Genomic DNA, 26546 nt, shown 5'->3' on the forward strand with positions numbered 1-26546 from the left:
CTGTGCTGGAGTGAAGGACGCCGATGATTATGCATCAAGATGATACATGCAGCTAACTGAAGTTAAGCAGTCACCTGACAAAACGGCAAACAGGAGCGCCATTTCTGTTGCGCACGCTCCTGATGTTGCTCAAGCGAAAGTCGAAAGCCATTCAATGTCATGTTTTGTAGACTATTGTCGCCTTCGGCAAGGGGCGTTGAGTGAACGATTTATCCTGTGGTTAAATCAAGGGTTGTTTGGGTACACCATACGGGAAAGACGATGATGCCGCCGATGATGACAAGCCAACAGGAACCCGTCACCGCCTTGCTGTTGATCAATGAAAAAGCGAGGAAAGGTGACTGCGCACGTGAAGAGGTGCTGGCTCAGTTAATGGCGCAGGGACTGCGCGTGATGGTTCCCAGCGCAGAATTGTCGATGACCTACAGCGAATTGATCGAGCACTATGCCGATCGCGTCGATATGGTTATCGTCGGTGGCGGTGACGGCAGCCTGAACGCCGCCGCGCCGGGCCTGGTGGCGACAGGGTTGCCGCTGGGGGTGCTGCCGTTGGGCACCGCCAACGATTTTGCTCGCACGCTGGATATCCCTTTCGATCTGAAAAGCGCCATTTCGGTTATCGTTGCAGGCCACCGTCGGGCTGTGGATTTAGGAAAGGTGAACGGTCACCTTTTCTTTAACGTGTCCAGTATCGGTTTCTCCGCGGTTTTGGCGCGTGAACTGACGGCTGAATCTAAAAAACGCTGGGGAACGCTCGGCTATGCGCTGGCTGCCTGTAAGCTGCTGCGCCAAAGTCGACCATTTCGTGCGGAAATTGTTCATGAAGGCGCGGTCGAACGTGTCAGAACGGTACAAATTTCGGTGGGTAACGGGCGTTTTTATGGCGGTGGGATGACGGTAGAACAGCGCGCCGCGCCGGATGACGGGCTGCTTGATGTCTACAGTCTTGAAGTGACTCACTGGTGGCAGATGATTGCGCTGATCCCGTTTTTGCGTCGAGGTACTCAGGGGCGTTGGCGTCAGGTGCGGGCGTTCTCCACGACGGAGCTGATTCTTAACACCCGGCGACCGCACGATATCAACGCGGACGGAGAGCTGATTGGCCGCACACCGGCACATTTTACCATCAAACAAAAAGCGATTGAGGTGTTTGCCCCACGCTGATTCAGAGGCGTAACTACGCCCCTGAACGTCAGTGCGGTTTATCCCTTATTTGAATACACGAAAGCGGGTTTCATCATCAATATAGGTTTTTTCACCGGCCGGTTGCTCGATGGAACCGAACGGTAACTGCGCCCGCAGCTTCCACTGTGCGGGCAAATCCCACGCTTGCTTCACATCGTCATCAATCAGCGGGTTGTAGTGCTGTAGCGATGCGCCGACGCTTTCTTGCGCTAAGGCGGTCCAGACAGCGAACTGGGCGATACCGGTGCCGTGTTCAGACCAGATGGGAAAGTTGTCAGCATAAAGCGCGAACTGCTTTTGCAAGGTCTCGATGACGTCGGTATCTTCAAAGAACAGCACGGTCCCTGCGCCCGCAGCAAACGAGGCCAGTTTTTTTTCTGTGGGTTCAAAAGCGTCCGCCGGCACGATTTTTTTGAGCTGGTGTTTAACGATATCCCACAGCTTCTTATGCTCTGCGCCGAACAGGATCACGACGCGAGAACTTTGCGAGTTGAACGATGACGGGCTCTGCTTGACTGCGGTAGTGACGATCTCGGTGATTTTCTCTTCAGAAATCGGCAGATGTGAACCGATGGCGTAGATGGAACGGCGAACCTTGATAGCCTGCAAAAATGCGTTGCTCATGCTTTATTCCCCTCTAATCATTCTTTATCAGGATGTTATTACACAACCTTGGCGCAAAATACCTATACCCTAAATAATTCGCGTTGCAGGAAGGCGGCAAGTGAATGAATCCCGATGAGCTTACTTAGGTAAGTGATTCGGGTAAGTGAGCGCAGCCAACGCATCTGCAACGTGAAGTATGACGGGTATATGATACTCTGGCACCCTTGGGTGACAGGTTCAAGTCTGATAACTCAATACCATAGAAGAATAGCTGCTAAGCAAAAATGTGCTCAACCTATGGGGGTAACCCGCGCTACCGTAGCCCGATCAGTGTCCGCACACCTCACAGTGTGGGCTTTTGGGTAGCGTAATCGTGCGAAACTGGGTGGTCATGGCGTCATACAATACCAACCGACCAACGGCCGGTTCGCCAAAATGCGCCAGCAGTTTTATCGTCTCCATCGCCTGCAAGGCACCGATGATACCGACCAGGGGGGACATAACGCCGGCTTCGGCGCAAGTTAGCGCGTTTTCACCAAACAGGCGGCTCAGGCAGCGGTAACAGGGTTCTTGTTCACCGTAGGTAAACACACTGATCTGGCCTTCCATGCGAATGGCTGCGCCGGAGACCAGCGGCGTTTTGCTGTCAAAACAAAAGCGGTTAAGGCGATCGCGTATCGCCACGTTGTCGGTGCAATCCAGCACCACCTGATGGCGGCTTACCAGCGCCTGCAAGGCGTCGTCCGACAGTTCGTCGTTAATACACTCCAGCGAAATATGGGGATTAATGGCGGCCAGTTCCGTAGCGGCAGAGGCCACCTTCGCCATATTGATACGCGCATCGCGGTGCAAAATCTGACGTTGCAGGTTGGAGAGCGCAACGGTGTCAAAATCCAGCAGCGTCAAATGCCCCACGCCTGCCGCAGCCAGGTATTGCGCTGCGGCACAACCCAAACCGCCCAAACCCACCACCAGTACGCTAGCCGCTTTCAGCGCTTCCTGTCCGTCAAAATCGAAGCCTTTTAGCATGATCTGACGGTTGTAGCGCAGCATTTCGCTGTGGCTTAGCACATCTTCACTCTCTGGGGCTTTCGGGGTGGTGGTTGACATCCTCACTCTCCCAGCAGCGCATTGAAGGGTTCAATTTCTACCCATTCTCCGGCGGCTACCGGCCCGCGTTCGGCTTCCAGTACGATAAAACAGTTGCCGAGGCTAAATGAGCTGAAGATGTGCGATCCCTGATGGCCGGTGGCTCTGACTTCCAACTCACCGTCATCATTCCGGCTGACTATGCCGCGTTGAAAATCGAGTCGACCTGGGGTTTTCTTCAACGCCGAGGCGGTTTTCACCCGTTGGCGCGCTGGGAAGTGCCACTGACTGTGGCCGGAAAGCTGCGCAATCAGCGGTTGCACCAATTGATAGAAGGTGACGGCGGCAGAGACCGGATTACCGGGCAGGCCGCAGAACCAAGCCTGACGCAGTTTGCCGAAAGCGAACGGCTTGCCGGGTTTGATTGCCAGCTTCCAGAAATGGATGTCACCAATATCGTCCAGAATCTGCTTGGTGTAGTCGGCTTCCCCCACCGAAACACCGCCGCTGCTGATCACCAGATCGGCCTCGCTGTCGGCGCGTTGAAACGCGTCGCGCAAGGCGACCGGATCGTCACGAATGATGCCGAGATCGAGAATATCGCAGCCCAGTTTTTCCAGCATCAGACGTACGGCAAAACGATTGGTGTCGTAAATTTGCCCTGCCTGCAATGGCTGGCCGATGTGCTGCAACTCATCGCCGGTGGAAAATATGGCTACGCGCAGGCGGCGTATCACGGTGACGTCAGCCACGCCCAGCGACGCCAGCAGTGGCAGGCGAGCTGGCCCCAATGCGCAACCCGCTGGCAAGACGCGCGCGCCGCGCTGAATATCTTCGCCTGCCAGACGGATATTTTGCCCCGCCTTCACCGGTTGTGTGAAACGCACGCCGTTAGCCTCTGCTTCGGCATATTCCTGCATGACCACCGCCTCTGTTCCCGGCGGAACCGGCGCGCCGGTCATGATGCGGATACAGCTTCCCGCAGGCCAATCACCCACGAACGGGTTACCGGCAAAGGCTTTCCCGGCCACGGGCAGCGGCGCATCACCCTGTGCCAGATCGGCCATGCGCACGGCGTAGCCATCCATCGCGGCATTGGCGAACGAAGGCACGTCGAGAGGGGAGGTAATGTCGCTGGCGGTAATGCGGCCGGCCGCCTGGTCAAGAGCGACGATTTCCGTCTGTGCCAGCGGTGAAACCAGCGCCAGCATACGTTGCAGCGCTTGCTCAAGCGCGAGTAAACCTGAGGTAAATGCTTCCATGATGACTCCATTCGCCGACGTCTATGCGTCGGGAGATCGGGCAAAACGCGATACAGTGCACTGGGATTATGCCAGCAAAGTGGACGCTATTATGTCAGAGAACACCCAGCGGGTGAATGTGACAACGTCAAGGTTATGGCAGGAAAGCGCACCATCAGGGAGTAACACGCTTTAATACTGAACAGGTATAGACGGATTGATTATGTGCTGTAACGCAATGTTATAAGACACATATTTTATTAATTGCACGGCAGTTTTATGCTAAACCTCCCTCAGTGTGCTAAATAAAACTAAAACCGTTTTTCATACGGACTGATTCCGCTACACGTTAAACAAGGAGAGAAACCGTTCATGATATCCCATGCGCCCGTGCGTGAAGCGACTGATACTACACTGATTCTGCCGGAACAGCAGATCCTGTCAGTGCGGTCACTCGGCGTGCGTTTTCATGCGCAGCGGGAGCCGGTATCGGTGATCCACGATCTCTCGTTGACGGTCACTCGCGGTGAAACGCTGGCGATCGTCGGTGAGTCTGGCTCGGGAAAGTCGGTCACGGCGCTGGCGATCATGCGGTTGATCGAGCAGGCGGGGGGCGATATTCATCGCGGCGAGATGTTGTTTCGTCGGCGTGACGGTCACATTCTGGATGTCACAACCGCCAGCCAGCGTGAGATGCGTCGTTTACGCGGTGCGGACATGGCGATGGTATTCCAGGAGCCAATGACCTCGCTCAATCCGGTGTTTCCGGTTGGTGAACAGATTGCCGAGTCCATTCGTCTGCATCAGGGCATGTCCGCGCGGGACGCGAAGGCAGAAGCGTTGCGCATGCTCGATCTGGTAAGAATTCCGGAAGCGAAAAACGTGCTGGGCCGTTATCCGCATCAACTCTCGGGCGGCATGCGCCAGCGCATCATGATCGCCATGGCGCTCTCTTGCAAGCCGACATTGCTGATAGCCGATGAACCGACCACCGCGTTGGACGTCACCATTCAGGCACAAATTTTACAACTGATTCAGCTATTGCAGCGTGAAATGGCGATGGCTGTGATTTTCATCACCCATGATATGGGCGTGGTGGCGGAAGTGGCCGATCGCGTGCTGGTGATGAATAGCGGCCACTGCGTTGAAACCGCGGGCGTGAGCGAGATATTTGCCACACCACAGCATGTGTATACCCGTGCGTTGTTGGCGGCAGTGCCGACGCTAGGCGAGATGCGCGGGCGTTGCGAACCTGCGCCGTTTTCGCTGCATCTCACCGACGCCGAAGGGCAGACGATTGCCAGACAGACAGCGGCCAGCGCGGCGCCGGCGAGCCTACCCAAACCGTCGACGCCCGTATTGCAGGTGCGCGATTTGGTCACGCGATTTCCGCTGCGCCGGGGAATACTCAACCGCGTAACCCATCAGGTGCATGCGGTGGAGCACATCAGTTTCGATCTTTACCCCGGCGAAACGCTGTCATTGGTCGGGGAGTCCGGCTGTGGAAAATCGACGGCAGCGCGCGCCTTGTTACAACTGGTGCCCAGCCAGCAGGGCACTATCACCTTTGCCGGTGAACGTATTGAAGGTCTGGGCAGTGAGGCGCTGCACCGGATACGCCGTAATATTCAACTGATTTTTCAGGACCCTTATGCATCGCTGGACCCCCGTCTGACGGTGGGGTTCTCGATCATGGAACCGCTGTTGGTGCACAAGGTGATGGATAAACCGGCAGCCGAAGCGCGGGTGGCACAACTGCTCAAGCGTGTGGGGCTGTTGCCGGAACATGCCGGACGCTATCCGCATGAGTTTTCTGGCGGGCAGCGGCAGCGCATATGCATTGCGCGCGCACTGGCGTTAAACCCCAAGGTGGTGATCGCCGATGAGGCGGTGTCAGCGCTGGATGTCTCGATCCGGGCACAAATCGTCAACCTGATGATGGAATTGCAGCAGGAATACGGTATCGCATTCCTGTTTATTTCTCACGATATGGCGGTCGTGGAGCGCATCAGCCACCGCGTTGCGGTGATGTATTTGGGGCAGATTGTGGAAATCGGCCCGCGTCAGGCGGTGTTTGAGAACCCTCAACATCCTTATACCCGTAAACTGATGGCAGCAGTACCGATCGCCGATCCGGGCCGCCGCCATCACCGCCATGCGCTGCTGGCGGATGATATACCCAGTCCTGTTCGGGCGCTGGGCGATGAACCAACCATTGTACCGCTGGTCGAGGTGGGTGAACGGCACTATGTGGCCCACCACACGATTGCGGGCGCTTATTGACTGAGGATACAGGGAGATACGATCACAATGACACTTTTGACTCGCGTTAATCTGCTCACCGCCAAACGTGCGGGTGCGCTGGCGGTGGCGGCAGCCTTGATGGCGTCTGCGCCCGCCTGGGCGGCGAAAGATGCTGTAATTGCCGTGGCATCCAATTTCACCACGCTCGATCCTTATGATGCTAACGACACCCTGTCGCAAACGGTGGCGAAATCGTTCTATCAGGGGCTGTTTGGTTTCGATAAGGACATGAAATTAGTCAACCTGCTGGCCGAGAGCTATCAGGTCAGCGACGATAACCTGACCTATACCATCAAACTGCACAGCGGTGTGAAATTTCATGACGGTACCGATTTCAATGCGCAAGCGGTAAAAGTGAATCTCGATCGCGCCAGCAATCCGGAAAATCGCCTGAAACGCTATAACCTGTTCAAGGTGATTGCGAAAACGGAAGTGGTGGATCCGCAGACGGTGAAAATCGTGCTGAAACAGCCATTCTCGGCCTTCATCAATAACCTGGCCCACCCTGCTGCGGTGATTATTTCGCCCGCCGCGTTGCAGCAATATGGCAAGGAGATTGGTTTCCACCCGGTGGGTACTGGCCCTTACAAGTTTGTCACCTGGAACCAGACCGACTATGTAAAAGTGGAGAAATTCTCCGGTTATTGGCGTGCGGGGCTGCCTAAGCTCGACAGTATTACCTGGCGTCCGGTGGTGGATAACAACACCCGCGCCTCGCTGCTCCAGACCGGCGAAGCGCAGTTCGCTTTCCCGGTGCCGTTTGAGCAAGCCAAGGTGTTGGAGAAAAACAACCAGTTGGCGGTAGTGACATCCCCTTCCATTTTGCACCGTTATTTGAGTTTCAACGTGACGCAAAAACCGTTCGACAATATCAAGGTGCGGCAGGCGATTAACTATGCCATCAACAAAGAGGCGCTGATCAAGGTGGCATTCTCCGGTTATGCGGTGCCGTCACAGGGACCACTGCCGAAGAGTATTGATTTTGCCCAGCAGTATCAGCCATGGCCTTACGACCCGGCAAAAGCGCGCGAGCTGTTGAAAGAAGCGGGCTATCCGGACGGATTTACCACCACGTTGTGGGCATCGCATAACCACAGTACGGCGCAGAAGGTGCTGCAATTTACCCAGCAGCAGTTGGCGCAGGTAGGGATTAAAGTACAGGTTACGGCGATGGATGCCGGGCAGCGTGCCGCCGAAGTGGAAGGCAAGGGCGTGAATGAAACCGGTGTGCGCCTGTTCTATACCGGCTGGTCTGCCTCGACCGGGGAAGCCGATTGGGCGCTGACGCCGCTGTTTGCCACGGCGTCCTGGCCTCCGGCGCTGTTTAATACGGCGTTTTACAGCAGCGAGCAGGTGGATGCAGACCTGGCGAATGCGTTGAAGACCACCGATCGTACGCAGAAGGAAAAACTGTACAAAGATGCGCAGGACAAAATCTGGGCGGATGCGCCCTGGGCTTTTTTGGTGACGGAACAGCTGGTTTCGGCTAACAGCAAGAAACTGAGCGGGTTCTATGTGATGCCTGATACCGCATTCAGTTTTGATGAGGCTGATTTGGCGCAATAAGTGGCACAGGGGTTTTCTCAGCCGCGAGATCGACGCGGCTGAGAACCTGCTGTTTTCGTGTTATCGCCGTGTGTAGAACAGGATGCAGAGCGCGCCATGCCAGACAATGAAACAAGAAGGATAATCATGTTGTTATGCTGAATTATTTCCTCAAACGGCTGCTGGGCATGATCCCCACCTTGCTGATTGTGCTGGTCGTGGTGTTTATGTTTGTACACCTGCTGCCGGGCGATCCTGCGCGCCTGATGGCGGGGCGCGAGGCTGATGCCGCCGTGATTGCTATGGTACGGCAGGATTTAGGTCTGGATAGACCGCTCTATGAACAATTCTGGCGTTTTTTCACCCATGTGCTGCAAGGGGATCTGGGCACCTCGATGGCCTCTAGGCGCCCAGTCACTAATGAGATAGCCATCCGCTTTCTGCCGACGCTGTGGCTCACCTTAACCAGTATGGTGTGGGCGGTTATTTTCGGCATGAGCATCGGTATGATTTCCGCTATCTGGCGCAACCGCTGGCCCGATAGGCTGGGGATGACGCTGGCGGTATCCGGCCTGTCATTTCCATCGTTTGCGTTGGGGATGCTGCTGATGCAGGTGTTTTCCGTTGAGCTCGGCTGGTTACCCACCGTCGGTGCGGAGAGCTGGCGTCACTATATTTTGCCCTCAATCACCCTGGGCGCTGCCGTTGCCGCCGTGATGGCGCGTTTTACCCGCGCCTCCTTTGCCGATGTGCTGCAAGAAGACTATATGCGCACCGCACGCGCCAAAGGTGTTCGTGAGTTTTTGGTCATCACCAAACATGGTTTGCGCAATGCGCTGATCCCGGTGGTCACCATGATGGGGCTCCAGTTTGGCTTTTTGCTGGGCGGGTCGATTGTGGTGGAAAAAGTGTTCAACTGGCCGGGGTTGGGGCGTTTGTTGGTGGACGCGGTGGAGATGCGCGATTATCCCGTGATCCAAGGGTTAGTGCTGTTGTTTTCACTGGAGTTTATTGTGATTAACCTGCTGGTGGATGTGCTTTATGCGGCAATCAACCCGTCAATTCGCTATCGATAAGGAACTGCGATGAAACATTGGCGACGTAAGGCCGTGCTGGCAACGCTGCCGCTGCTGCGGGAAACCACCATCCGCACTCCGCTCGGTGAGTTCTGGCGACGTTTTTTGTTGCAGCGTACCGCCGTGATGGCGGGGGTCTTTGTGCTGTTGCTGATCGCTGTGGCGCTGTTGGCGCCTTATCTGGCGCCGTTCGATGCGGAAAACTATTTCGATTATGACCGTTTGAACGAGGGGCCCTCTTCGTTGCATTGGCTCGGCGTCGACGCGCTGGGCCGCGATATCTTCAGCCGTGTTCTACTCGGTGCGCGTATTTCGCTGGCGGCAGGCATCTTGTCCGTCGTAGTGGGCATGGTGATAGGCACGCTACTGGGGCTGGTGGCCGGTTACTATGAAGGGGTATGGGATCGGCTGATTATGCGCTTGTGCGACGTGCTGTTTGCTTTTCCGGGCATTCTGCTGGCGATTGCCGTGGTCGCGGTGATGGGCAGCGGCATGGCTAATGTGATTGTCGCCGTGGCGATTTTCAGCATTCCTGCCTTTGCGCGTCTGGTGCGCGGTAATACCTTGGTGTTGAAACAGCAAACGTACGTGGAATCGGCGCGTAGCCTTGGCGCATCCGACAGCACTATTTTATTGCGCCACATTCTTCCCGGTACCTTCTCGTCAATCGTGGTCTATTTTTCAATGCGCGTGGGCATGTCGATCATTACCGCGGCCAGCCTCTCTTTTCTTGGCCTGGGGGCGCAGCCGCCGACGCCGGAGTGGGGCGCTATGCTCAATGAGGCGCGGGCCGATATGGTGATGGCACCGCACGTGGCGCTGTTTCCCAGCCTGGCGATTTTCCTGACCGTGCTGGCGTTTAATCTGTTGGGGGATGGTTTGCGCGATGCGCTCGATCCCAAATTGCGCCCGTAGTCCAATACCAATAAAAACGGCCCCGATAAAGGGGCCGTTATGTTTCAGGCAGTAAAATCGCTTAGAACGAGGTGCGTTTATAGCTGCGGTATTGCGGTTGCCAGAAGTTGTGCGTAATCGCCTTCGCCAGCGTATCGCTGGAGGTCACTTCTGCCACACCCTGCAACTGTGCGGCTTTTGCCACGTCCATCGCGATACGGCGAGACACATCCTGGATATCTTCCAGGTCAGGCAGCAAGGCACCTTCACCGTTGTTGGCCAGCGGAGAACAGTCGGCCAACGCGCGGCTGGCAGCCATCAGCATGCCATCGGTAATGCGTTTGGCACCACACGCCAGTACGCCCAAGCCAATGCCCGGGAAGATATAGGAGTTGTTACACTGGGCAATCGGGAACAGGGTGTCTTTGTGCTTGACCGGTGCAAACGGGCTTCCCGTTGCGACCAGTGCGGCACCGTCGGTCCAGCGGAGAATATCTTCCGGACGCGCTTCCACGCGGGAGGTCGGGTTGGAAAGCGGCATCACGATCGGACGCGCACAGTGGGTGTTCATTTCGCGAATGATCTCTTCAGTGAACAGACCCGGCTGGCCGGAGACGCCAATCAGGATGGTCGGTTTGGCGTTACGCACCACTTCCAGCAGTGAGATTGCATCGCTGGCAACGTCCCACTCGCTCAACAGCTCACTCTTCTGCACCAGCTTGCTCTGGAAATCGAGCAGGTTCGGCAGTTTGTCCGTCAGCAGGCCGAAGCGATCCACCATAAACACGCGGGCACGCGCTTCTTCTTCGCTCAGACCTTCAGATTTCATCTGCGCGATAATTTGCTCGGCAATACCGCAACCGGCGGAACCGGCACCGAGGAAGGTGACCGTTTGATCGCGCAGTTGTGTGCCAGCAGCACGGCTGGCGGCAATCAGGCTGCCCAGCGCCACGGCGGCGGTGCCTTGGATGTCATCGTTAAAGCAGCAGATTTCATCGCGGTAGCGGTTTAACAGCGGCGTGGCGTTGCTTTGTGCAAAGTCTTCAAATTGCAGCAACACGTTCGGCCAGCGGCGTTTCACGGCCTGAATGAATTCTTCCACGAAGGCATCGTATTCTTCACCGGTGATACGCGGGTGACGCCAGCCCATATAGAGCGGATCGTTCAGACGCTGCGGGTTGTTGGTGCCGACATCCAGCACCACCGGCAGGGTATACGCCGGGCTGATGCCGCCACAGGCGGTGTAGAGTGCCAGCTTGCCGATAGGGATCCCCATGCCGCCGATGCCCTGATCGCCCAGGCCAAGAATACGCTCACCGTCGGTGACTACAATCACCTTCACGTTCTGCTTGGTGGCATTTTGCAACATGTCATCGATGTTTTCACGGTTCGGATAGGAGATAAACAACCCGCGAGCACGACGATAAATATCTGAGAAGTGTTCGCACGCCTGACCGACCGTTGGGGTGTAGATGATCGGCATCATTTCGGTCAGGTGTGCGTCCAGCAGGCGGTAAAACAGGGTCTCGTTAGTATCCTGAATGTTACGCAGATAGACGTGCTTCTCCATATCATTTTTGAATTCCTGATACTGCCGCCAGGCGCGTTCTGCCTGCTCTTCAATGGTTTCCACGGCCTCAGGCAAGAGACCGTGCAGGTTGAAGTTGGCACGCTCTTCATTGGTGAAGGCGCTGCCTTTGTTCAGCAACGGGAATTCCAACAGGATAGGACCAGCATAAGGGATGTAGAGTGCGCGTTTGCTTTCGTATTCTAATTCCATGACTTTTCTTACTCTTCGGGTAACAGAAACGAATTTAGGTAATGACACGACATGACAGCCCGGATCTTAAATTACCCATAAAATATGTACAGAAAATGTTAATTAAAATAGTTACACATGACTTGCGTCACAACATTTTGTCCATACTCCCTAATGTGTTCATCATTTTTGTGCGCTGTATCAGTCGATAAAGTGTTGCTGTACATCGGTACACCCGGCTTCAGCCAGAATAATTTGCAACATCACCCACTGACTGATGGCGGTATTGCGCGGTTCAACCAGCGCGGCGCGGCGCACGCTGTGAATATCTTCACCGGCTAGATTCATCAGGTTCAGCGCTACCTGAAGCGGCGGCAGGCTGGGATTGAACGCGGCATTTTCTGCATAGCGTCCGGTATACACCGTGCCGCGTTCGGTTTCCAGCGCGACGCCGCTCAGGGCGTTGCTGTAGGGCGCATGACTGCGGTTGGCAGCGTCCAACGCGGTCTGCGCCAGCAGATCGGCATCAAGCAGGGTGCGCCCGTGATTGACCGGGTCCATCAACAGCGTGGTGATGTTCAGATCCTGCGGTCCAAAGGCATCGGGTAAATAGTGGTGCAGCCGTGCGGGTTCGCGCCCCGGCAGATGGATATGCAGCGTGTTTGCCCGGTTCAGTTCATTCATAAACTGACGGCAGTGCCCGCAGGGGGTGTAGTTCACCGTGATACTGGTCAAACCGCGCTCCTGGCGCAGCCAGGCATGGGCAATGGCGCTCTGCTCCGCGTGCAGCGTTTGCTGCAACGGCACCGCACTGAACTCCATGTTGGCACCAAAGTAGAGGTTGCCACTTTCTCCCTGAGCAACGGCACCCACTTGAAAGTGAGAAATCGGTGCAACGGCGCATGCAGCCGCAAGGGGGAGCAAGGCGTAGGCCAATGTTTCCGGTGTCAGACCGCACTGGGTGCACAGGGTTGTTACGTCATCAGCAAGCAGCATCCCGGCGAAGTCAGGACGCTCAAGTAGTGGCAGCAAGGCATGTTGCAGTGTGTCGGAAAGTTGTGCAAAAGGGGCGTGATAGCGTGGGTGCATAGCGATGTACTCTTTTTGCCATTATTGTTTGTTGTCAGGGTAAAAAGTAGCGTATCAATAAATTGTGATCAGTATCTCGTCGAACGTGAACTTATTGAAAATAAGATGCAAACTGCGCGATATATCTCAAATTATCGAGCAGAATGCAACGGCGCTGTGCTTCTCGCGCCGTCTGCATCATCTTTGCCGCTAGTGAAACAGTTGTACCAGCAGCGGAAAGATAAAAGGCGCAATCAGTGAGGTCATGATGCCGCAGATCACCAAGGCCAATGAGCTGAACGCCCCTTCCTGAAAATCGATCTCGACGCAGCGGGCGGTGCCCAGCGCGTGTGACGCCGTCCCCATGGAGAGTCCGCGCGCCGCCTTGGTGCGAATCCCCACGCGATTAAACAGTGTGTGCCCGAAGACCGCACCGAGGATGCCGACAAAAATCACACAGACTGCGCTGATGGCGGGAATGCCGCCGATGGTGCTTGCGACCGCCATGGCGATGGGCGTTGTCACCGATTTCGGCAGCACCGACGCGGCGATCTCCGGCGTAGCACCTAACCACAGCGCAATGACCGTGCCGGAAATAATGGCTGCCAGGCTGCCGATAAAGCAGACGCTGATGATGGATTTCCAACGCGCACGGATCTGATGAAGCTGTTCATAGAGCGGAAACGCCAACGCTACCACGGCGGGCTGCAACAGATCGTTCAGCACTTTACTGCCCGCGAAGTAGTTTTCGTAAGGAATATTGAGCAGCAGCAATAGCGGAATCAGGATAGCCATCGACACCAGCAGCGGGTTTAGCAGCGGCATTTTGCATTTTATCGCCAGCTTGCGCGCCGCGAAGAAGGTCAGCAGCGTCAGAGGCAACGACCACCAGATGTTGGACAACATCATTTTTTTCCTTCCTCATCCGGTGTTTCGAGCGTGGTGATGATGTGTTCACGTTGCATCAACTGCGTGCAAAAGCCAACGACCAGCATGACAACCAGCGTGCTGATAAGACAGGACACTACGATAGGGCCAAACTGCTTGCTCAGCAGATCATAGTAATTCATGACGCCCACGCCGATAGGCACAAACAGCAATGCCATGTAGCGAATCATCAAGTGGCAGCCGGGTTTTACCCAGGGCGCAGGAAGGATCTGCGAGGCTAACAGGGCAAAGAGGATAAGCATACCGATAATGCTGCCGGGAATAGTCAGCGGGAGTAACGCGGATATCGCATTACCTGCGAACAGACACAGATAAATAAGTGCGAAAGCGCGTAAATACTGCCCGCAAAGGATTGTCGTATTACGCATGGGAAGTTCCTGATAAGCTGAGGCGATTATCATAGCGCTAATCAATTTGGTGTGCCACAGATCACAGGTTTTTCCCGCTGACTTTCCCGCCGTTATTGAAACAACTCGGGCCGCTGTACGGCATCACGCAGTGCGCTGGTCAAGCGTGTTAAGGCTTCTGGCGAGATAATATAGGGCGGCATCACATACAGCAGCTTGCCAAAAGGGCGGATCCACACACCGCGCTCGACAAAAAAGCGCTGCACGCGCGCCACGTTCACCGGACGCGTGGTTTCCAGTACGCCAATCGCGCCTAAAACACGCACGTCTGCCACCAGTGCGGCATCCAGTAATGGCAGTAATTCCGCGTGCAGTTGGCGCTCAATCGCCATTACCTGTGTCTGCCACTCCCCGTCAGCAAGCAACGCCAGACTGGCATTGGCGGCGGCACAGGCCAAAGGGTTAGCCATAAAGGTTGGGCCGTGCATGAAACAACCGGCCTCGCCATTGCTGATGGTGTCTGCGACCTGTCGCGTGGTCAAGGTGGCTGACAGCGTCAGGTATCCTCCGGTCAGCGCTTTACCCAGACAGAGAATGTCGGGGGCGATAGCGGCATGTTCACAGGCAAACAGTTTGCCCGTGCGGCCAAATCCGGTGGCTATTTCGTCGGCTATCAGCAAGATACCGTATCGATCGCACAACGCACGCACGCGTTTAAGGTAAGTGGGGTGGTAGATACGCATCCCGCCCGCGCCTTGAACCACCGGCTCAAGAATAATGGCGGCGATGTCGTGGCTGTGCGTTTCCAGCAGATCGTGGAGCGGTTGGATGTCAGATTCGTGCCACTCGCCATCAAAACGGCTGCGTGGCGCGTCGGCAAAAAGATGAGACGGCAGGTATCCCTGATAGAGGCTGTGCATGGCATTGTGCGGATCGCACACCGACATCGCGCCAAAGGTGTCGCCATGGTAGCCGTGGCGCAGGGTCAAAAATCGCGCCCGACGCTCGCCGCGCGCCTGCCAATATTGCAGCGCCATTTTGAGCGCCACTTCGACGGCCACCGAGCCGGAATCGGCCAGAAACACGCACTCCAACGGCGCAGGCGTAATGGCGACCAACTTTTGGCACAACGCAATGGCTTGAGGATGGGTAATGCCGCCAAACATCACGTGCGACATCTGCGCTATCTGCTGCTGCAAGGCCTGGTTCAGGCGCGGATGGTTGTAACCGTGGATCGCCGCCCACCAGGAGGACATGCCATCCACCAGTTCTCGCCCATCGTCCAGTTGCAGGTGATAACCGTTGGCCGCTACCACCGGATAACAGGGAAGGGGGTGCGTCATTGAGGTGTAAGGATGCCAGATGTGGCGTTGATCAAATTCCAGGTCTGCGTTCGAAAGCAACATTATCAATAAACCGTATTGTAAACTAAATTCACACTCATATGGTTGACAGTATAGCGTTGTCATTTACACTTACGCCACATTTTCATGTCGCCTCGGCGGCATGGCACCCTGTCGAACAAAGAGGCCAACCATATGGCAGAACGTATTCACTGGACGCTGGAGCAAGCGCAACAACTGTTTGATAAACCGTTTTTAGAGCTGATGTTTGAGGCGCAGCAGGTGCATCGTCAGCATTTCGATCCGCGTCAGGTGCAGGTCAGTACGCTGCTCTCCATCAAAACCGGGGCTTGCCCGGAGGATTGCAAGTATTGCCCGCAGAGTGCGCGTTATCGCACCGGGCTGGAAGCGGAACGCTTGATGCAGGTCGAGCAGGTGCTGGATTCTGCGCGTCAGGCTAAAGCGGCGGGCTCAACCCGTTTCTGTATGGGCGCCGCCTGGAAAAACCCCCATGAGCGCGATATGCCTTATCTGCAACAGATGGTGAAAGGCGTCAAGGAGATGGGGATGGAAACCTGTATGACGTTAGGCACCTTGCATGGCGATCAGGCGGAACGCCTGGCTGACGCCGGGCTGGATTTCTATAACCATAACCTGGACACCTCGCCGGAGTTCTACGGCAATATCATCACCACCCGTACCTATCAGGAGCGGCTGGATACGCTGGATAAAGTGCGCCACGCGGGCATTAAAGTCTGCTCCGGCGGCATTGTCGGGTTGGGCGAAACGGTACGCGATCGCGCCGGGTTGTTGGTACAGTTGGCAAACCTGCCGACGCCGCCGGAAAGCGTGCCGATCAATATGCTGGTGAAAGTCAAAGGCACGCCGCTGGAAAACAACGACGACGTTGAGCCTTTCGATTTTATCCGCACCATCGCCGTCGCACGCATCATGATGCCGACTTCTCACGTGCGCCTGTCCGCCGGTCGCGAACAGATGAGCGAACAGACCCAGGCCATGTGCTTTATGGCTGGTGCCAACTCCATTTTCTATGGCTGCAAGCTGCTGACCACTCCCAATCCGAAAGAAGACAAGGATTTGATCCTGTTCCGCAAACTGGGTCTCAATCCGCAACAAACGGAAACGGAGGCGGGCGATAACCAACAACAGCAGCGTTTGGCGCAGCAAGTGTTGGAAGCCGACACCGAACAGTTCTACAACGCTGCCGTGTGACCATCATGGGATGGCAAGAACGGATAGACGCGGCGCTGGAACAGCGCCGTGAACAAGACGCTTATCGCTCACGCATTGTTAATCAGGGGGGCGGGCGTTGGTTGACGCAGCAGGGGCAGCGCTACCTGAATTTCTCCAGCAATGACTACCTGGGCTTAAGCCAGCATCCTGCCATTATCGACGCCTGGCAAACCGGTGCGACGCGCTATGGCGTGGGCAGCGGCGGCTCGGGTCATGTCACGGGCTATACCGACGCGCATGCGGCGTTGGAGGGCGAACTGGCGCAATGGCTGGGTTATCCGCGTGCGCTGCTGTTTATCTCCGGCTATGCCGCGAATCAGGCGGTGGTTGCTGCCCTGATGCAGGGGCAAGATCGCATTCTGGCAGACAAGCTCAGCCATGCGTCCTTACTGGAAGCCGCCGCCCAGTCACCGGCCACCTTGCGCCGCTTTGCACACAATCAGCCTGCGGCGCTGCAACGCCTGCTGGAGGGAGATGCTCCGGGCGAAACCCTTGCCGTCACGGAAGGTATTTTCAGCATGGACGGCGACAGCGCGCCGCTGGGCGCACTGCATGGGTTGACGCAGGCGCGCGGAGCCTGGCTGATGGTGGACGATGCGCACGGGGTAGGCGTGTGCGGCGAGCAGGGGCGCGGCAGTTGCTGGCAGCAGGGGGTAAAACCTGAGTTGCTGGTCGTGACGTTCGGTAAGGCGTTTGGCGCGAGCGGGGCCGCCCTGTTGTGCAGCGAACCGGTAGCCGACTACTTCTTACAGTTTGCCCGTCACCTGATCTACAGCACCAGTATGCCACCGGCTCAGGCTTGCGCATTGCGCGCGGCATTGTCCTGCATTCAGCAGGGCGACGCGCTGCGTGACAGGCTAGGCCACCATATTGCTCAGTTTCGCGCCGGGGCCGGGGATTTACCCTTTACCTTGATGCCATCGCAAAGTGCCATTCAACCGCTGATCGTCGGTGACAACGCCGCTGCCTTGCACGTGGCACAGCGTTTGCGTCAACAGGGATTCTGGGTGAGTGCGATGCGTCCGCCTACCGTGCCGCCCGGCAGTGCACGGCTGCGGATTACGCTGACGGCCAGCCACACGGATGATGACATCGCCCGCCTGCTTGCCGCTTTGCACACGGCGGCGCATGGGCAACAGGAAGGTGTCAATGAGTAATGAATTGCATAACAAACGGGCCATTGCCCAGGCTTTTGGCCGTGCGGCGCAGCGCTACACCCGGTTTGCCGAGCTGCAACGCACCAGCGGTGAACATCTGATGACCCTGGCGCTACCGCTTGCCGGACAGCAGATACTGGATGCGGGCTGTGGCACCGGGCATTTCAGTCAACGTTGGCGCGCGCTGGGTAAACAGGTGATCGCGTTGGATCTGTCTGCTGGCATGTTGCAACAGGCGGTGGCTGAACAAAGTGCAGATGCCTACGTACAAGGTGACATTGAGCATTTGCCGTTAGCGGATGCCAGTATCGATCTCTGCTTCAGCAATCTGGCGGTGCAATGGTGCGAGGATTTGCCGCGTGCCATCGCGGCCTGCTATCGGGCCACACGTCCCGGCGGCGCGGTGGCGTTTTCGACGCTGGCTGAAGGCTCCCTTGGCGAGCTGGCTCAGGCGTGGCTGCGGTTGGATGGGTCAAAACGCGTCAATGATTTTTTGCCGTTGGCGCAGATCGCCGATGCCTGTCGCCCCTATCGCCATCGGCTCTATCCGCAAACGCTGAGCTACCGTTTTGCGACCGTGAGCGATGTGATGCACTCCCTGAAAGGGATTGGTGCCACCTGGCTCCATGGCGATCGTTCGCGCGGTTTGCTCACCCGGCGACGCTTGCAAGCGCTGGCGCAGGTTTATCCTGCCGCACCGGGCGGGTTTCCCCTCAGTTATCATCTGGTTTATGGAATTATTTATCGTGACTAAACGTTGGTTTATTACCGGAACAGACACTGAAGTGGGCAAAACCATCGCCAGCGGCGCATTGCTACAGGCAGCAGCGCGGGCGGGGTATCGCTGCGCGGGCTATAAGCCAGTCGCCTCCGGGGCAGAGATGACACCGCAGGGCATACGCAATGAAGATGCTTGTCATCTGCAAGCGTGTAGCAGCGTGTCGCTTACTTACGATGAGGTCAATCCGCTGGTGTTTATTGAGCCAACCTCACCGCATATCGTGAGCAAGGTTGAGCAGCGACCAATTGATTTCGAGGTGATGTCGCGCGGTCTGGCGGCCTTGACCGAAAAGGCCGATTGGGTGCTGGTGGAAGGGGCCGGTGGCTGGTTCACGCCACTGACCGCACAGCGGACGTTTGCCGATTGGGTACAACATGAGCAACTGCCGGTGATTCTGGTGGTGGGTATCAAACTGGGGTGCATCAACCACGCCCTACTGACGGCTCAGGCCGTTACACAGGCTGGATTGACGCTGGCGGGCTGGATTGCTAACGACATTCAACCACCCGGACGCTGGCATCAAGCCTACCTGGAGACGCTGCAACATCATCTTTCTGCGCCGTTGCTCGGTGAAATTCCCTACGTTACTGCGCCCTCTACGCAGGATTTGGGGGCGTATCTGGATATTGCACTGCTGCGAGTTTGATACGTTATTGTCTGAAACAAAAAATAAGGCATTAACCTTCTTACTGATAGGTAAACGCCTGACAATAATGTGCCCTTATTCGTTAAGTGTTTCTTATCAGATAAGGGAGTTGTGATGACAAGTATTAGTACATTTTACAATATGGCTGCTTGCGCAGCTGGTGTGGAAAATCAGGAAGCAATAAATAAGGCTATATCGCCCAAAGGATTGCTGGAGCATATTATTAATTTCTTTACCTTTGGTTGCGTGCGCAAAGATAACAAAGAACTGTACCGTCAGATTAATGATAATATTATGCAGCTTATAAATTCTTCAGAAGCAATGCATGAGTTCACAAGTACAGGAACTATTGCTTTGAATGACATTCAAGGTTGTAAAGTAACCTTTACTCTGCCGGGTAATAATAATGAGAACGGTATGGTTATAGTGACCGTCAGCAAGGGTAAACATGAGGAAAAAGGTGAGGTTCCGAGTGATAAGTTTAAGTCTTCACTCGCAACAACGATGATGAGGCGGGGTGCGAATACGTCAAGTACCATTGTGAAAGACAATGGAGAGGATACTTGCTTTGCGTTCGATGATCACTATATCGATGATAATGTTGAGGATTATATTAGTACCCTTAATATACAGTATGATCCTGTCGATAGTGCTATAGATGAAGCTCTGGGCTTCCTTGATATTCAAGATGTGAACAATATCATACAGGAAGGCGGGATTTTTTCTGTATCAAGTAAGGATATCCCTGTTCAGCCATCCTGGAAATAATTTTCTATCAAAGATCGTATTTAAACGCGTTAATAAAAGCATCTCATAGGTCAATCACTGGACTATGAGATGCCGCTGCATTTATTTCCCTTCAATATCAATTGACGTTGCCGTATTTTATTAAACACCGAGAAGATATCTTCCCCATCGCTGAAGCGTCAATTTCATTAGGGTGATATTGTTTGCCACTCTGGTCTTGGGTCGGGCTAGACCCCCTCATGCCCTACGTGTTCGCTTCGGAGCCGCTACGCACCTGTGAACGCTCTCATGATAGCCACAGGTAAAGGATCTTAGGGGATAGATTTGAACGTTATTTGCCGGCAGTCTTGTTTAAGATAAGGTTTATCGATGGGCCGGTTGAGGAGCACAGCCAACACGCCTATAACACGAAGTCTGTTAGGTTGCGATAATTTTAAGGCCATGGGGCTTCGAAACCATGGTCGCGCAAAATCGCGGTCAAATTCCTGCTATGCCTGTCACTCTGTTCTCGATTGACGTTTGCTTACTTCGACTCTCCAGTTTGTGCGCCAAGACGCTTTTTTGTGCAAAACGGCAAAAAACCATGCAGATGTGAAATCCTCGCAAAAACGCTAAAAATATCCTGATTTCCTGCAGCCCCATAGCGATAAGATATTTCACTAACGCAGCAGGCATGCGGGCTTGTGGGAGTTATCCACTACTTCTGTGGATAACCATGTGCATTAGGTTTAGAAAAACGGTGGCAAGCGAGAGTTGGCGCGGGTTTTGGTTGAGTTGATGTGATTCTCTGCTTTTTTGTTTAATAGATATAAATCAGTCAGTTAATTAAAATCAAGCCTCGATTTACGCCTGACTGAGGGTTGCATGTTTTTACAACACTGGTCAAACCACTTTGTTAAGACAAATGTACGTTCTGGGGATAAATAGCACATTTTTAACTGGATAAATAGGTAACGCTGTGTTAGCGCTTTTTTTGCGCCATCTTGCCGTTTTTTTGCAACCCACCGACGCTGACCGAAGGTTTACCCCTCACCGCATTTTAATCAATAAATGACTGGATGCTGTTTTTATATCCAGTATACTGTCGCTAACCGAATTTCTGAGGCGCACTGTTAGTACTATGCACTGTTAGTACTATGCACTGTTAGTGCTATGCTTGACGCCTTATCCCCATTGTTGAATGTTACTGTGCGTTGCTTGGTTTCGCGACGTTTGGTCCACTGGCTGGCAGGTTGTTCATGAGCAAACCCTTTAAACTGCATTCCGATTTTACCCCCTCAGGCGATCAGCCTGAAGCGATCCGTCTGCTGGAAGAGGGGTTGGAAGCGGGGTTGGCGCATCAGACGTTGTTGGGGGTAACCGGTTCGGGAAAGACCTTTACCATTGCCAATGTGATAGCGGATCTCAACCGTCCCACCATGGTGTTGGCGCCCAACAAAACGCTGGCGGCGCAGCTCTATGGCGAGATGAAAGCGTTTTTTCCTGACAATGCGGTAGAGTATTTCGTCTCTTACTACGATTACTACCAGCCCGAAGCCTACGTGCCCAGTTCGGACACCTTTATCGAGAAGGACGCGTCGGTCAACGAGCATATTGAACAGATGCGTCTGTCAGCCACCAAAGCGCTGCTGGAGCGGCGCGATGTGGTGGTTGTGGCGTCGGTCTCTGCCATCTACGGGTTGGGCGATCCCGATCTCTATCTGAAAATGATGCTGCACCTGACGGTCGGCATGATCATCGATCAGCGTTCAATTTTACGCCGACTGACTGAGCTACAATATTCACGAAACGATCAGGCGTTTACGCGAGGTACTTTTCGCGTGCGCGGTGAAGTGATTGATATTTTTCCGGCAGAATCCGATGAGATTGCGCTGCGCGTCGAGCTGTTCGATGAAGAGGTTGAACGCCTGACGCTGTTCGATCCGCTCACCGGTCAGCAGCTACAAACGGTGCCGCGTTATACCATCTACCCGAAGACTCACTATGTCACGCCGCGTGAGCGCATTCTTCAGGCGATGGAAGATATCAAAGTGGATCTCGCAGAGCGCCGCAAGACATTGTTGGAAAACAATAAACTGCTGGAAGAGCAGCGTCTGACACAGCGCACCCAATTCGACCTCGAGATGATGAATGAACTCGGCTATTGCTCCGGTATCGAAAACTACTCACGTTATCTCTCCGGGCGCGGGCCGGGCGAGGCGCCACCGACGCTGTTTGACTACCTGCCAGCCGATGGATTGCTGGTGATCGATGAGTCCCACGTGACCATCCCGCAATTGGGTGGCATGTATCGCGGTGACCGGGCGCGTAAAGAGACGCTGGTGGAGTATGGTTTTCGTCTGCCGTCGGCGCTCGACAACCGGCCGATGAAGTTTGAGGAGTTTCAAGCCCTCGCGCCGCAAACCATCTATGTCTCAGCGACGCCCGGCAATTATGAATTGGAACATTCCGGCGATGATGTCGTCGATCAGGTGGTGCGCCCTACGGGGCTGCTTGACCCGTTACTGGAAGTCCGTCCGGTTGCGACGCAGGTGGACGATTTGTTGTCTGAAATCCGCAAACGCGTTGTGTTGAACGAGCGCGTACTGGTCACCACGTTAACCAAACGCATGGCGGAAGATCTCACCGAATATCTGGAAGAGCACGGTGAGCGCGTGCGCTATCTGCACTCGGATATTGACACCGTTGAGCGCGTTGAGATTATCCGCGATCTGCGGCTGGGCGAATTTGATGTGCTGGTGGGCATTAACCTGCTTAGGGAAGGGCTGGACATGCCCGAAGTATCGCTGGTGGCGATTCTGGACGCTGACAAAGAGGGCTTCCTGCGTTCGGAACGTTCCTTGATTCAGACCATTGGACGTGCTGCACGTAACCTCAATGGTAAAGCCATTCTGTACGGCGACAAGATAACGCCGTCAATGCAGCGCGCCATGCAGGAAACGGAGCGGCGACGTGAGAAGCAGCAGGCGTATAACGAAGCGCACGGCATCGTGCCTACCGGTCTTAACAAAAAGATCGATGACATTCTGCAATTAGGCAAGCCGACGGCGAAAGGCAAAGGCCGCGCCGGACGTAAAGCCGCTGAGCCAGCCGCAGAATATCATGCACTGACGCCAAAAGCGCTGGAGCAAAAGATTCGTGAATTGGAAGGTCAAATGATGACGCACGCGCAGAATTTGGAGTTCGAAGAGGCGGCGGCGTTGCGTGACCAGATTCATGCCTTACGTGAGCGATTTATCGCCGCATCCTGATTTCCCTGTGAGGGCAAGGTGCTGATATGACATTTTCTCTACCGGATGTAGATGTACTGTTTATCGCGGGCTTCGGCCCGATCGCTTCGGACGCGGCGGCAAGTCGTGCGCTCTATCTGGAGACGCTGGGTTTACCGCTTAAACCATTGGGGGAGTCGAGCGATTATCTGGTGGCCGATACCCTGGGGGGCGTGAAGCACTTTGCACTGTGGCCGTTGGCGCAGGCGAGCCAGTCTTGCTTTGGCACTGAACGCTGGCCGGAGGATGTCACCGTGCCGCAAAGCTGGCTGGAGTTTGAGGTTGCGGATATGGCGACCGCCACCGCTGCGGTTAAACGGGCGGGTTATACCCTACTGGTGGATAACCGGCTCGAACCGTGGGGGCAGTGGGTGACGCGTTTCCTCAGCCCCGAAGGCATGCTAATTGGTGTCACCCATACGCCGTGGCTGCGTAGCGAATAGCACGCTGACAGAGCGGTTTTAGCCCAGGCGTTGCAGGGTAATTTCCAGCGCCTGGCGCAGCAGTTCACGATCGTGATGGTGCGGCACGTCGGCAGCGCTTAATGGTTGTTGCACGATAAGACGATCGTTGATGCCTTGCACCTGCGTGTGTGGACTGACGATAACTGCGTCCACCACTTTACGTCCCACCTTGGTTTCGATCATGGCGAGCTTTTGTGCCAGCGTCATATGGGCAGCAGCCTGGTTGAGTTCACGCCCGAGATTGCCGATATAGACCATCTGCGCTGGCGTGCGGCGCAGGGCGCGCGCCAGATCGTCGAGCAACAGCAGGGGCATCAGGCTGGTCAGAAAGCTGCCTGGGCCAATCAGGATCAAATCGGCCTGATCGATGGCATCAATCGCTTCCTGGGTCGCCTTGACCACCGGGTGGAGTTGCAGATCCTGTGGCAGGACGTTCAGATTGTCTATTTGCACTTCACCGTAGATCTGGTTTCCTCCGCTGTCGGTAGCCACCAGATCGACGGGGTGTTCTGACATCGGGATCAGCACCGCGTCTACCTTCAGCAGTCCGCGAATCAGGTTAATCGCTTCCAGCGGTCGCACGCTCAGGTGATCCAGCGCTTTGAGCATCAGGTTGCCCAGATTGTGCCCGGCGAGTTCGCCGCTGCCGGTGAAACGATATTCAAACATGGCGGAGGCCACGCTGGGGCTGGTGATCAGTTGATTCAGGCAGTTGCGCATGTCCCCCCAGGCGATACCACCCTCTGCGCGACGGATCCTCCCTGTTGAACCGCCGTTATCGGTGGTCGTCACAATGCCGGTAAGTCGTGAACCCAATGAGGAAAGTGATGACATGACGCGACCGAGGCCGTGCCCGCCACCCAGCGCGACGACCTTGTCGAGATCGGCTAACGTGCGATTGCGCATAGAGACCTTTTGCAAAAGAGGGGGAATTCACGTGGCTAAGGTAGCTGATTTCCCTGATAAAGGCGAAAAAAACCAAAAATCTTTGCTTCAGGATGATTTACGACAATTTTTTCCGCCACTTTTCGACTATGCTGAAGTCCTGTGGAAGAGAAAAAACCTTTATATATCCGCTATATACATAAATATATAACGATTATCTGGGTGACGTAATGCATGAGTAACGTTAGACTCTTCTTTGATAAAATCAGACTCCTAGCCTTTGTGCCTAAGTGATGTGGCAGTGACTGCATCATACGGTGCTCTGGCCGTGGCCCTCGAGGTCACCAGGGTGCAGGGGAGAAATGCCCGCGCCTCCCGAATTTGGAAAGGTGTTTATGCTAAGTCAATTGACGGATGCGTTTGCGCGCAAGTTTTACTATTTGCGCCTTTCGATCACAGATGTATGCAACTTTCGTTGCACCTACTGTTTGCCTGAGGGCTATCAGCCTTCTGGCGCACCCACCAAGCGTTTTCTCTCTCTGGATGAGATCCGTCGGGTCAGCCGCGCTTTTGCTGCGCTCGGCACGGAAAAAGTGCGTTTAACCGGGGGAGAACCTTCGTTAAGGCGTGACTTTGTCGACATTTTGGCCGCCATCCGAGAAAATCCTTCGATCAAAACCCTGGCGGTAACCACCAATGGCTATCGGCTGGCGCGCGATGTGGCTGTATGGCGCGATGCCGGGCTAACGGCGCTGAATGTCAGCGTTGATAGTCTGGATGCCCGCCAGTTTCACGCGATCACCGGGCAGGATAAGTTTCATCAGGTGATGGCCGGGATCGATGCCGCCTTTGACTGCGGCTTTGCCAAAGTCAAAGTGAACACCGTGCTGATGCGTGATGTGAACGATAATCAGCTGAATGGGTTTCTGCACTGGATCAAGGACCGCCCTATCCAACTGCGTTTTATTGAGCTGATGGAGACCGGGGAGGGGAGGGAGCTGTTTGCCCGCCACCATCTGCCCGGAACGGTCATTCGCGACAAGTTGTTGGCTCAAGGCTGGCAACTGGCTCCGCGCGGCCGCAGTGATGGTCCAGCCCAGGTGTTCCGTCACGATGATTATCAGGGCGAAATCGGTCTGATCATGCCGTACGAGAAAGATTTTTGCCTGAGCTGCAACCGTCTGCGCGTGTCTGCCGTGGGTAACTTGCACCTGTGCCTGTTCGGCGAACAGGGCATTCCCTTGCGTGACCTGCTGGCGGAAGACAGCCAAATGGACGACCTGGCGCTGCGTATTGCGGGTGGGCTATCGCTGAAAAAACAGACCCACTTCCTGCATGACGGCAACAGCGGCATAACGCAGAACCTTTCTTTTATCGGTGGCTGATTTACCCTAAATAATTCGAAGAGGTGTGTGATATGAGCAAAGTCAGTGATGACTTCATTCCGCTGCAAATCGCGGTATTGACCGTTTCTGCGCGTCGCACCGCGCAAGATGATACCTCTGGTGACTATTTGCGCGAAGCGGCGCAAGAAGCCGGGCACCAGATTGTGGCCAGCGCCATTGTCAAAGAGAACCGCTACCAGATTCAGGCGCAGGTTACCGCCTGGATTGCCAGCGAAACGGTGCAGGTTATTGTGATCAATGGTGGCACCGGTTTCACCGCTGGCGATGTCACGCCAGAAGCGATCTCGCCGCTGTTCGATCGCTCGATTGACGGTTTTGGTGAACTGTTCCGCATGGTCTCCTATGAGGATATCGGCACCGCCACTATTCAATCCCGTGCTGTCGCTGGGCTGGCAAACCAAACGGTTATCTTCGCCGTACCCGGCTCGACACGTGCGTGTCGCACCGCCTGGGAACGTATCATTCAGGAACAGTTGGATGCCCGGCAAAAACCGTGCAATTTTTTCCCCCATTTAAAGAAATTGAATTAACC

At 55.1% G+C, this 26546-nt stretch carries 25 protein-coding genes and 1 riboswitch; of the genes, 16 read left to right on the forward strand and 9 right to left on the reverse strand.

Annotation, left to right across the window (positions count from 1 at the left end; genetic code table 11):
- The first annotated feature begins 276 nt into the window (after window positions 1–276).
- Window positions 277–1164, forward strand: coding sequence for a lipid kinase (locus J5067_RS01580; RefSeq protein ID WP_264650824.1), 888 nt, complete (start codon window positions 277–279; stop codon window positions 1162–1164).
- A gap of 45 nt (window positions 1165–1209) precedes the next feature.
- On the opposite strand, the gene J5067_RS01585 is transcribed toward J5067_RS01580, so the two are convergent.
- The 3 genes from J5067_RS01585 to moeA form a co-directional block, all read right to left on the reverse strand.
- The gene (locus tag J5067_RS01585; RefSeq protein WP_264642103.1) at window positions 1210–1809 is read right to left on the reverse strand and encodes a nitroreductase family protein; all 600 of its coding nucleotides are present in this window, start codon (window positions 1807–1809) and stop codon (window positions 1210–1212) included.
- Window positions 1810–2118: 309 nt separating this feature from the next.
- The gene (gene moeB, locus J5067_RS01590) at window positions 2119–2901 is read right to left on the reverse strand and encodes a molybdopterin-synthase adenylyltransferase MoeB (protein ID WP_264650268.1); all 783 of its coding nucleotides are present in this window, start codon (window positions 2899–2901) and stop codon (window positions 2119–2121) included.
- Between the two features lie 2 nt (window positions 2902–2903).
- Window positions 2904–4142, reverse strand: coding sequence for a molybdopterin molybdotransferase MoeA (gene moeA / locus J5067_RS01595; protein WP_264650269.1), 1239 nt, complete (start codon window positions 4140–4142; stop codon window positions 2904–2906).
- Here moeA and J5067_RS01600 point away from each other — a divergent pair.
- The 5 genes from J5067_RS01600 (at window position 4141) to gsiD (ending at window position 9961) form a co-directional block, all read left to right on the forward strand.
- Window positions 4141–4317, forward strand: coding sequence for a hypothetical protein (locus J5067_RS01600; RefSeq protein WP_264650270.1), 177 nt, complete (start codon window positions 4141–4143; stop codon window positions 4315–4317). The two genes, moeA and J5067_RS01600, sit on opposite strands and share 2 nt — an antisense overlap.
- Before the next feature lie 176 nt (window positions 4318–4493).
- Complete coding sequence (locus tag J5067_RS01605; protein WP_264650271.1) at window positions 4494–6404, forward strand: dipeptide ABC transporter ATP-binding protein; 1911 nt, start codon at window positions 4494–4496, stop codon at window positions 6402–6404.
- A 27-nt stretch (window positions 6405–6431) separates the two neighbouring features.
- Window positions 6432–7991, forward strand: a complete 1560-nt coding sequence (gene gsiB / locus J5067_RS01610; protein WP_264650272.1) for a glutathione ABC transporter substrate-binding protein GsiB — start codon at window positions 6432–6434, stop codon at window positions 7989–7991.
- Between the two features lie 134 nt (window positions 7992–8125).
- Window positions 8126–9046: a glutathione ABC transporter permease GsiC gene (gsiC, locus tag J5067_RS01615; protein WP_264650273.1), complete on the forward strand. Its 921-nt coding sequence runs from the start codon at window positions 8126–8128 to the stop codon at window positions 9044–9046.
- 9 nt (window positions 9047–9055) lie between these two features.
- On the forward strand, window positions 9056–9961 hold the full coding sequence (gene gsiD, locus J5067_RS01620) for a glutathione ABC transporter permease GsiD (RefSeq protein WP_264642109.1): 906 nt from the start codon (window positions 9056–9058) through the stop codon (window positions 9959–9961).
- A 61-nt stretch (window positions 9962–10022) separates the two neighbouring features.
- Here the strand turns inward: gsiD and J5067_RS01625 are convergent, their stop codons facing one another.
- The 5 genes from J5067_RS01625 to bioA all read right to left on the reverse strand — a co-directional run bounded on the left by J5067_RS01625 (window position 10023) and on the right by bioA (window position 15468).
- Window positions 10023–11720, reverse strand: a complete 1698-nt coding sequence (locus tag J5067_RS01625) for an NAD-dependent malic enzyme (protein ID WP_264650274.1) — start codon at window positions 11718–11720, stop codon at window positions 10023–10025.
- A 180-nt stretch (window positions 11721–11900) separates the two neighbouring features.
- Window positions 11901–12788 (reverse strand): cytidine deaminase, encoded by an 888-nt coding sequence (cdd, locus tag J5067_RS01630; RefSeq protein WP_264650275.1) that lies wholly within the window; start codon window positions 12786–12788, stop codon window positions 11901–11903.
- Between the two features lie 189 nt (window positions 12789–12977).
- Window positions 12978–13673 (reverse strand): CidB/LrgB family autolysis modulator, encoded by a 696-nt coding sequence (locus J5067_RS01635; RefSeq protein ID WP_264650825.1) that lies wholly within the window; start codon window positions 13671–13673, stop codon window positions 12978–12980.
- Window positions 13673–14083: a CidA/LrgA family protein gene (locus J5067_RS01640; RefSeq protein WP_264642112.1), complete on the reverse strand. Its 411-nt coding sequence runs from the start codon at window positions 14081–14083 to the stop codon at window positions 13673–13675. The genes J5067_RS01635 and J5067_RS01640 overlap by 1 nt, the downstream gene beginning before the upstream one ends.
- Before the next feature lie 92 nt (window positions 14084–14175).
- Window positions 14176–15468, reverse strand: a complete 1293-nt coding sequence (gene bioA, locus J5067_RS01645) for an adenosylmethionine--8-amino-7-oxononanoate transaminase (RefSeq protein WP_264650276.1) — start codon at window positions 15466–15468, stop codon at window positions 14176–14178.
- 132 nt (window positions 15469–15600) lie between these two features.
- Here bioA and bioB point away from each other — a divergent pair, with 132 nt between their 5' ends.
- The 7 genes from bioB (at window position 15601) to J5067_RS01680 (ending at window position 23702) form a co-directional block, all read left to right on the forward strand.
- Window positions 15601–16638 carry a biotin synthase BioB gene (gene bioB, locus J5067_RS01650; protein WP_264642114.1) on the forward strand — a complete coding sequence of 346 codons (1038 nt, stop codon included), beginning with the start codon at window positions 15601–15603 and terminating at the stop codon, window positions 16636–16638.
- Window positions 16639–16643: 5 nt separating this feature from the next.
- On the forward strand, window positions 16644–17816 hold the full coding sequence (gene bioF / locus J5067_RS01655) for an 8-amino-7-oxononanoate synthase (RefSeq protein ID WP_264650277.1): 1173 nt from the start codon (window positions 16644–16646) through the stop codon (window positions 17814–17816).
- Window positions 17809–18570: a malonyl-ACP O-methyltransferase BioC gene (gene bioC / locus J5067_RS01660; RefSeq protein WP_264642116.1), complete on the forward strand. Its 762-nt coding sequence runs from the start codon at window positions 17809–17811 to the stop codon at window positions 18568–18570. Before bioF ends, bioC begins: the two co-directional genes overlap by 8 nt.
- The gene (gene bioD / locus J5067_RS01665) at window positions 18563–19243 is read left to right on the forward strand and encodes a dethiobiotin synthase (RefSeq protein WP_264628838.1); all 681 of its coding nucleotides are present in this window, start codon (window positions 18563–18565) and stop codon (window positions 19241–19243) included. The genes bioC and bioD overlap by 8 nt, the downstream gene beginning before the upstream one ends.
- Before the next feature lie 114 nt (window positions 19244–19357).
- Window positions 19358–20011 carry a hypothetical protein gene (locus J5067_RS01670; RefSeq protein ID WP_264650278.1) on the forward strand — a complete coding sequence of 218 codons (654 nt, stop codon included), beginning with the start codon at window positions 19358–19360 and terminating at the stop codon, window positions 20009–20011.
- Between the two features lie 1217 nt (window positions 20012–21228).
- On the forward strand, window positions 21229–23241 hold the full coding sequence (gene uvrB, locus J5067_RS01675) for an excinuclease ABC subunit UvrB (RefSeq protein ID WP_264642119.1): 2013 nt from the start codon (window positions 21229–21231) through the stop codon (window positions 23239–23241).
- Between the two features lie 26 nt (window positions 23242–23267).
- Window positions 23268–23702 (forward strand): VOC family protein, encoded by a 435-nt coding sequence (locus J5067_RS01680; RefSeq protein ID WP_264628306.1) that lies wholly within the window; start codon window positions 23268–23270, stop codon window positions 23700–23702.
- Window positions 23703–23720: 18 nt separating this feature from the next.
- Here J5067_RS01680 and yvcK read toward each other — a convergent pair whose 3' ends face one another.
- Window positions 23721–24629, reverse strand: coding sequence for a uridine diphosphate-N-acetylglucosamine-binding protein YvcK (gene yvcK / locus J5067_RS01685; protein ID WP_264650279.1), 909 nt, complete (start codon window positions 24627–24629; stop codon window positions 23721–23723).
- A gap of 31 nt (window positions 24630–24660) precedes the next feature.
- Here yvcK and J5067_RS01690 point away from each other — a divergent pair, with 31 nt between their 5' ends.
- The 3 genes from J5067_RS01690 to moaB all read left to right on the forward strand — a co-directional run bounded on the left by J5067_RS01690 (window position 24661) and on the right by moaB (window position 26544).
- Complete coding sequence (locus J5067_RS01690) at window positions 24661–24819, forward strand: hypothetical protein (protein WP_264642122.1); 159 nt, start codon at window positions 24661–24663, stop codon at window positions 24817–24819.
- Between the two features lie 47 nt (window positions 24820–24866).
- Window positions 24867–25016: riboswitch (molybdenum cofactor riboswitch) on the forward strand.
- Window positions 25004–25993: a GTP 3',8-cyclase MoaA gene (moaA, locus tag J5067_RS01695; RefSeq protein ID WP_264650280.1), complete on the forward strand. Its 990-nt coding sequence runs from the start codon at window positions 25004–25006 to the stop codon at window positions 25991–25993. (Overlaps the previous riboswitch by 13 nt.)
- Before the next feature lie 32 nt (window positions 25994–26025).
- Window positions 26026–26544 carry a molybdenum cofactor biosynthesis protein B gene (moaB, locus tag J5067_RS01700; protein WP_264650281.1) on the forward strand — a complete coding sequence of 173 codons (519 nt, stop codon included), beginning with the start codon at window positions 26026–26028 and terminating at the stop codon, window positions 26542–26544.
- The last annotated feature ends 2 nt before the right edge of the window (window positions 26545–26546 follow it).

The sequence above is a fragment of the Candidatus Symbiopectobacterium sp. NZEC151 genome, assembly GCF_025962655.1.
In the GTDB taxonomy this organism is placed as follows: Bacteria; Pseudomonadota; Gammaproteobacteria; order Enterobacterales; family Enterobacteriaceae; genus Symbiopectobacterium.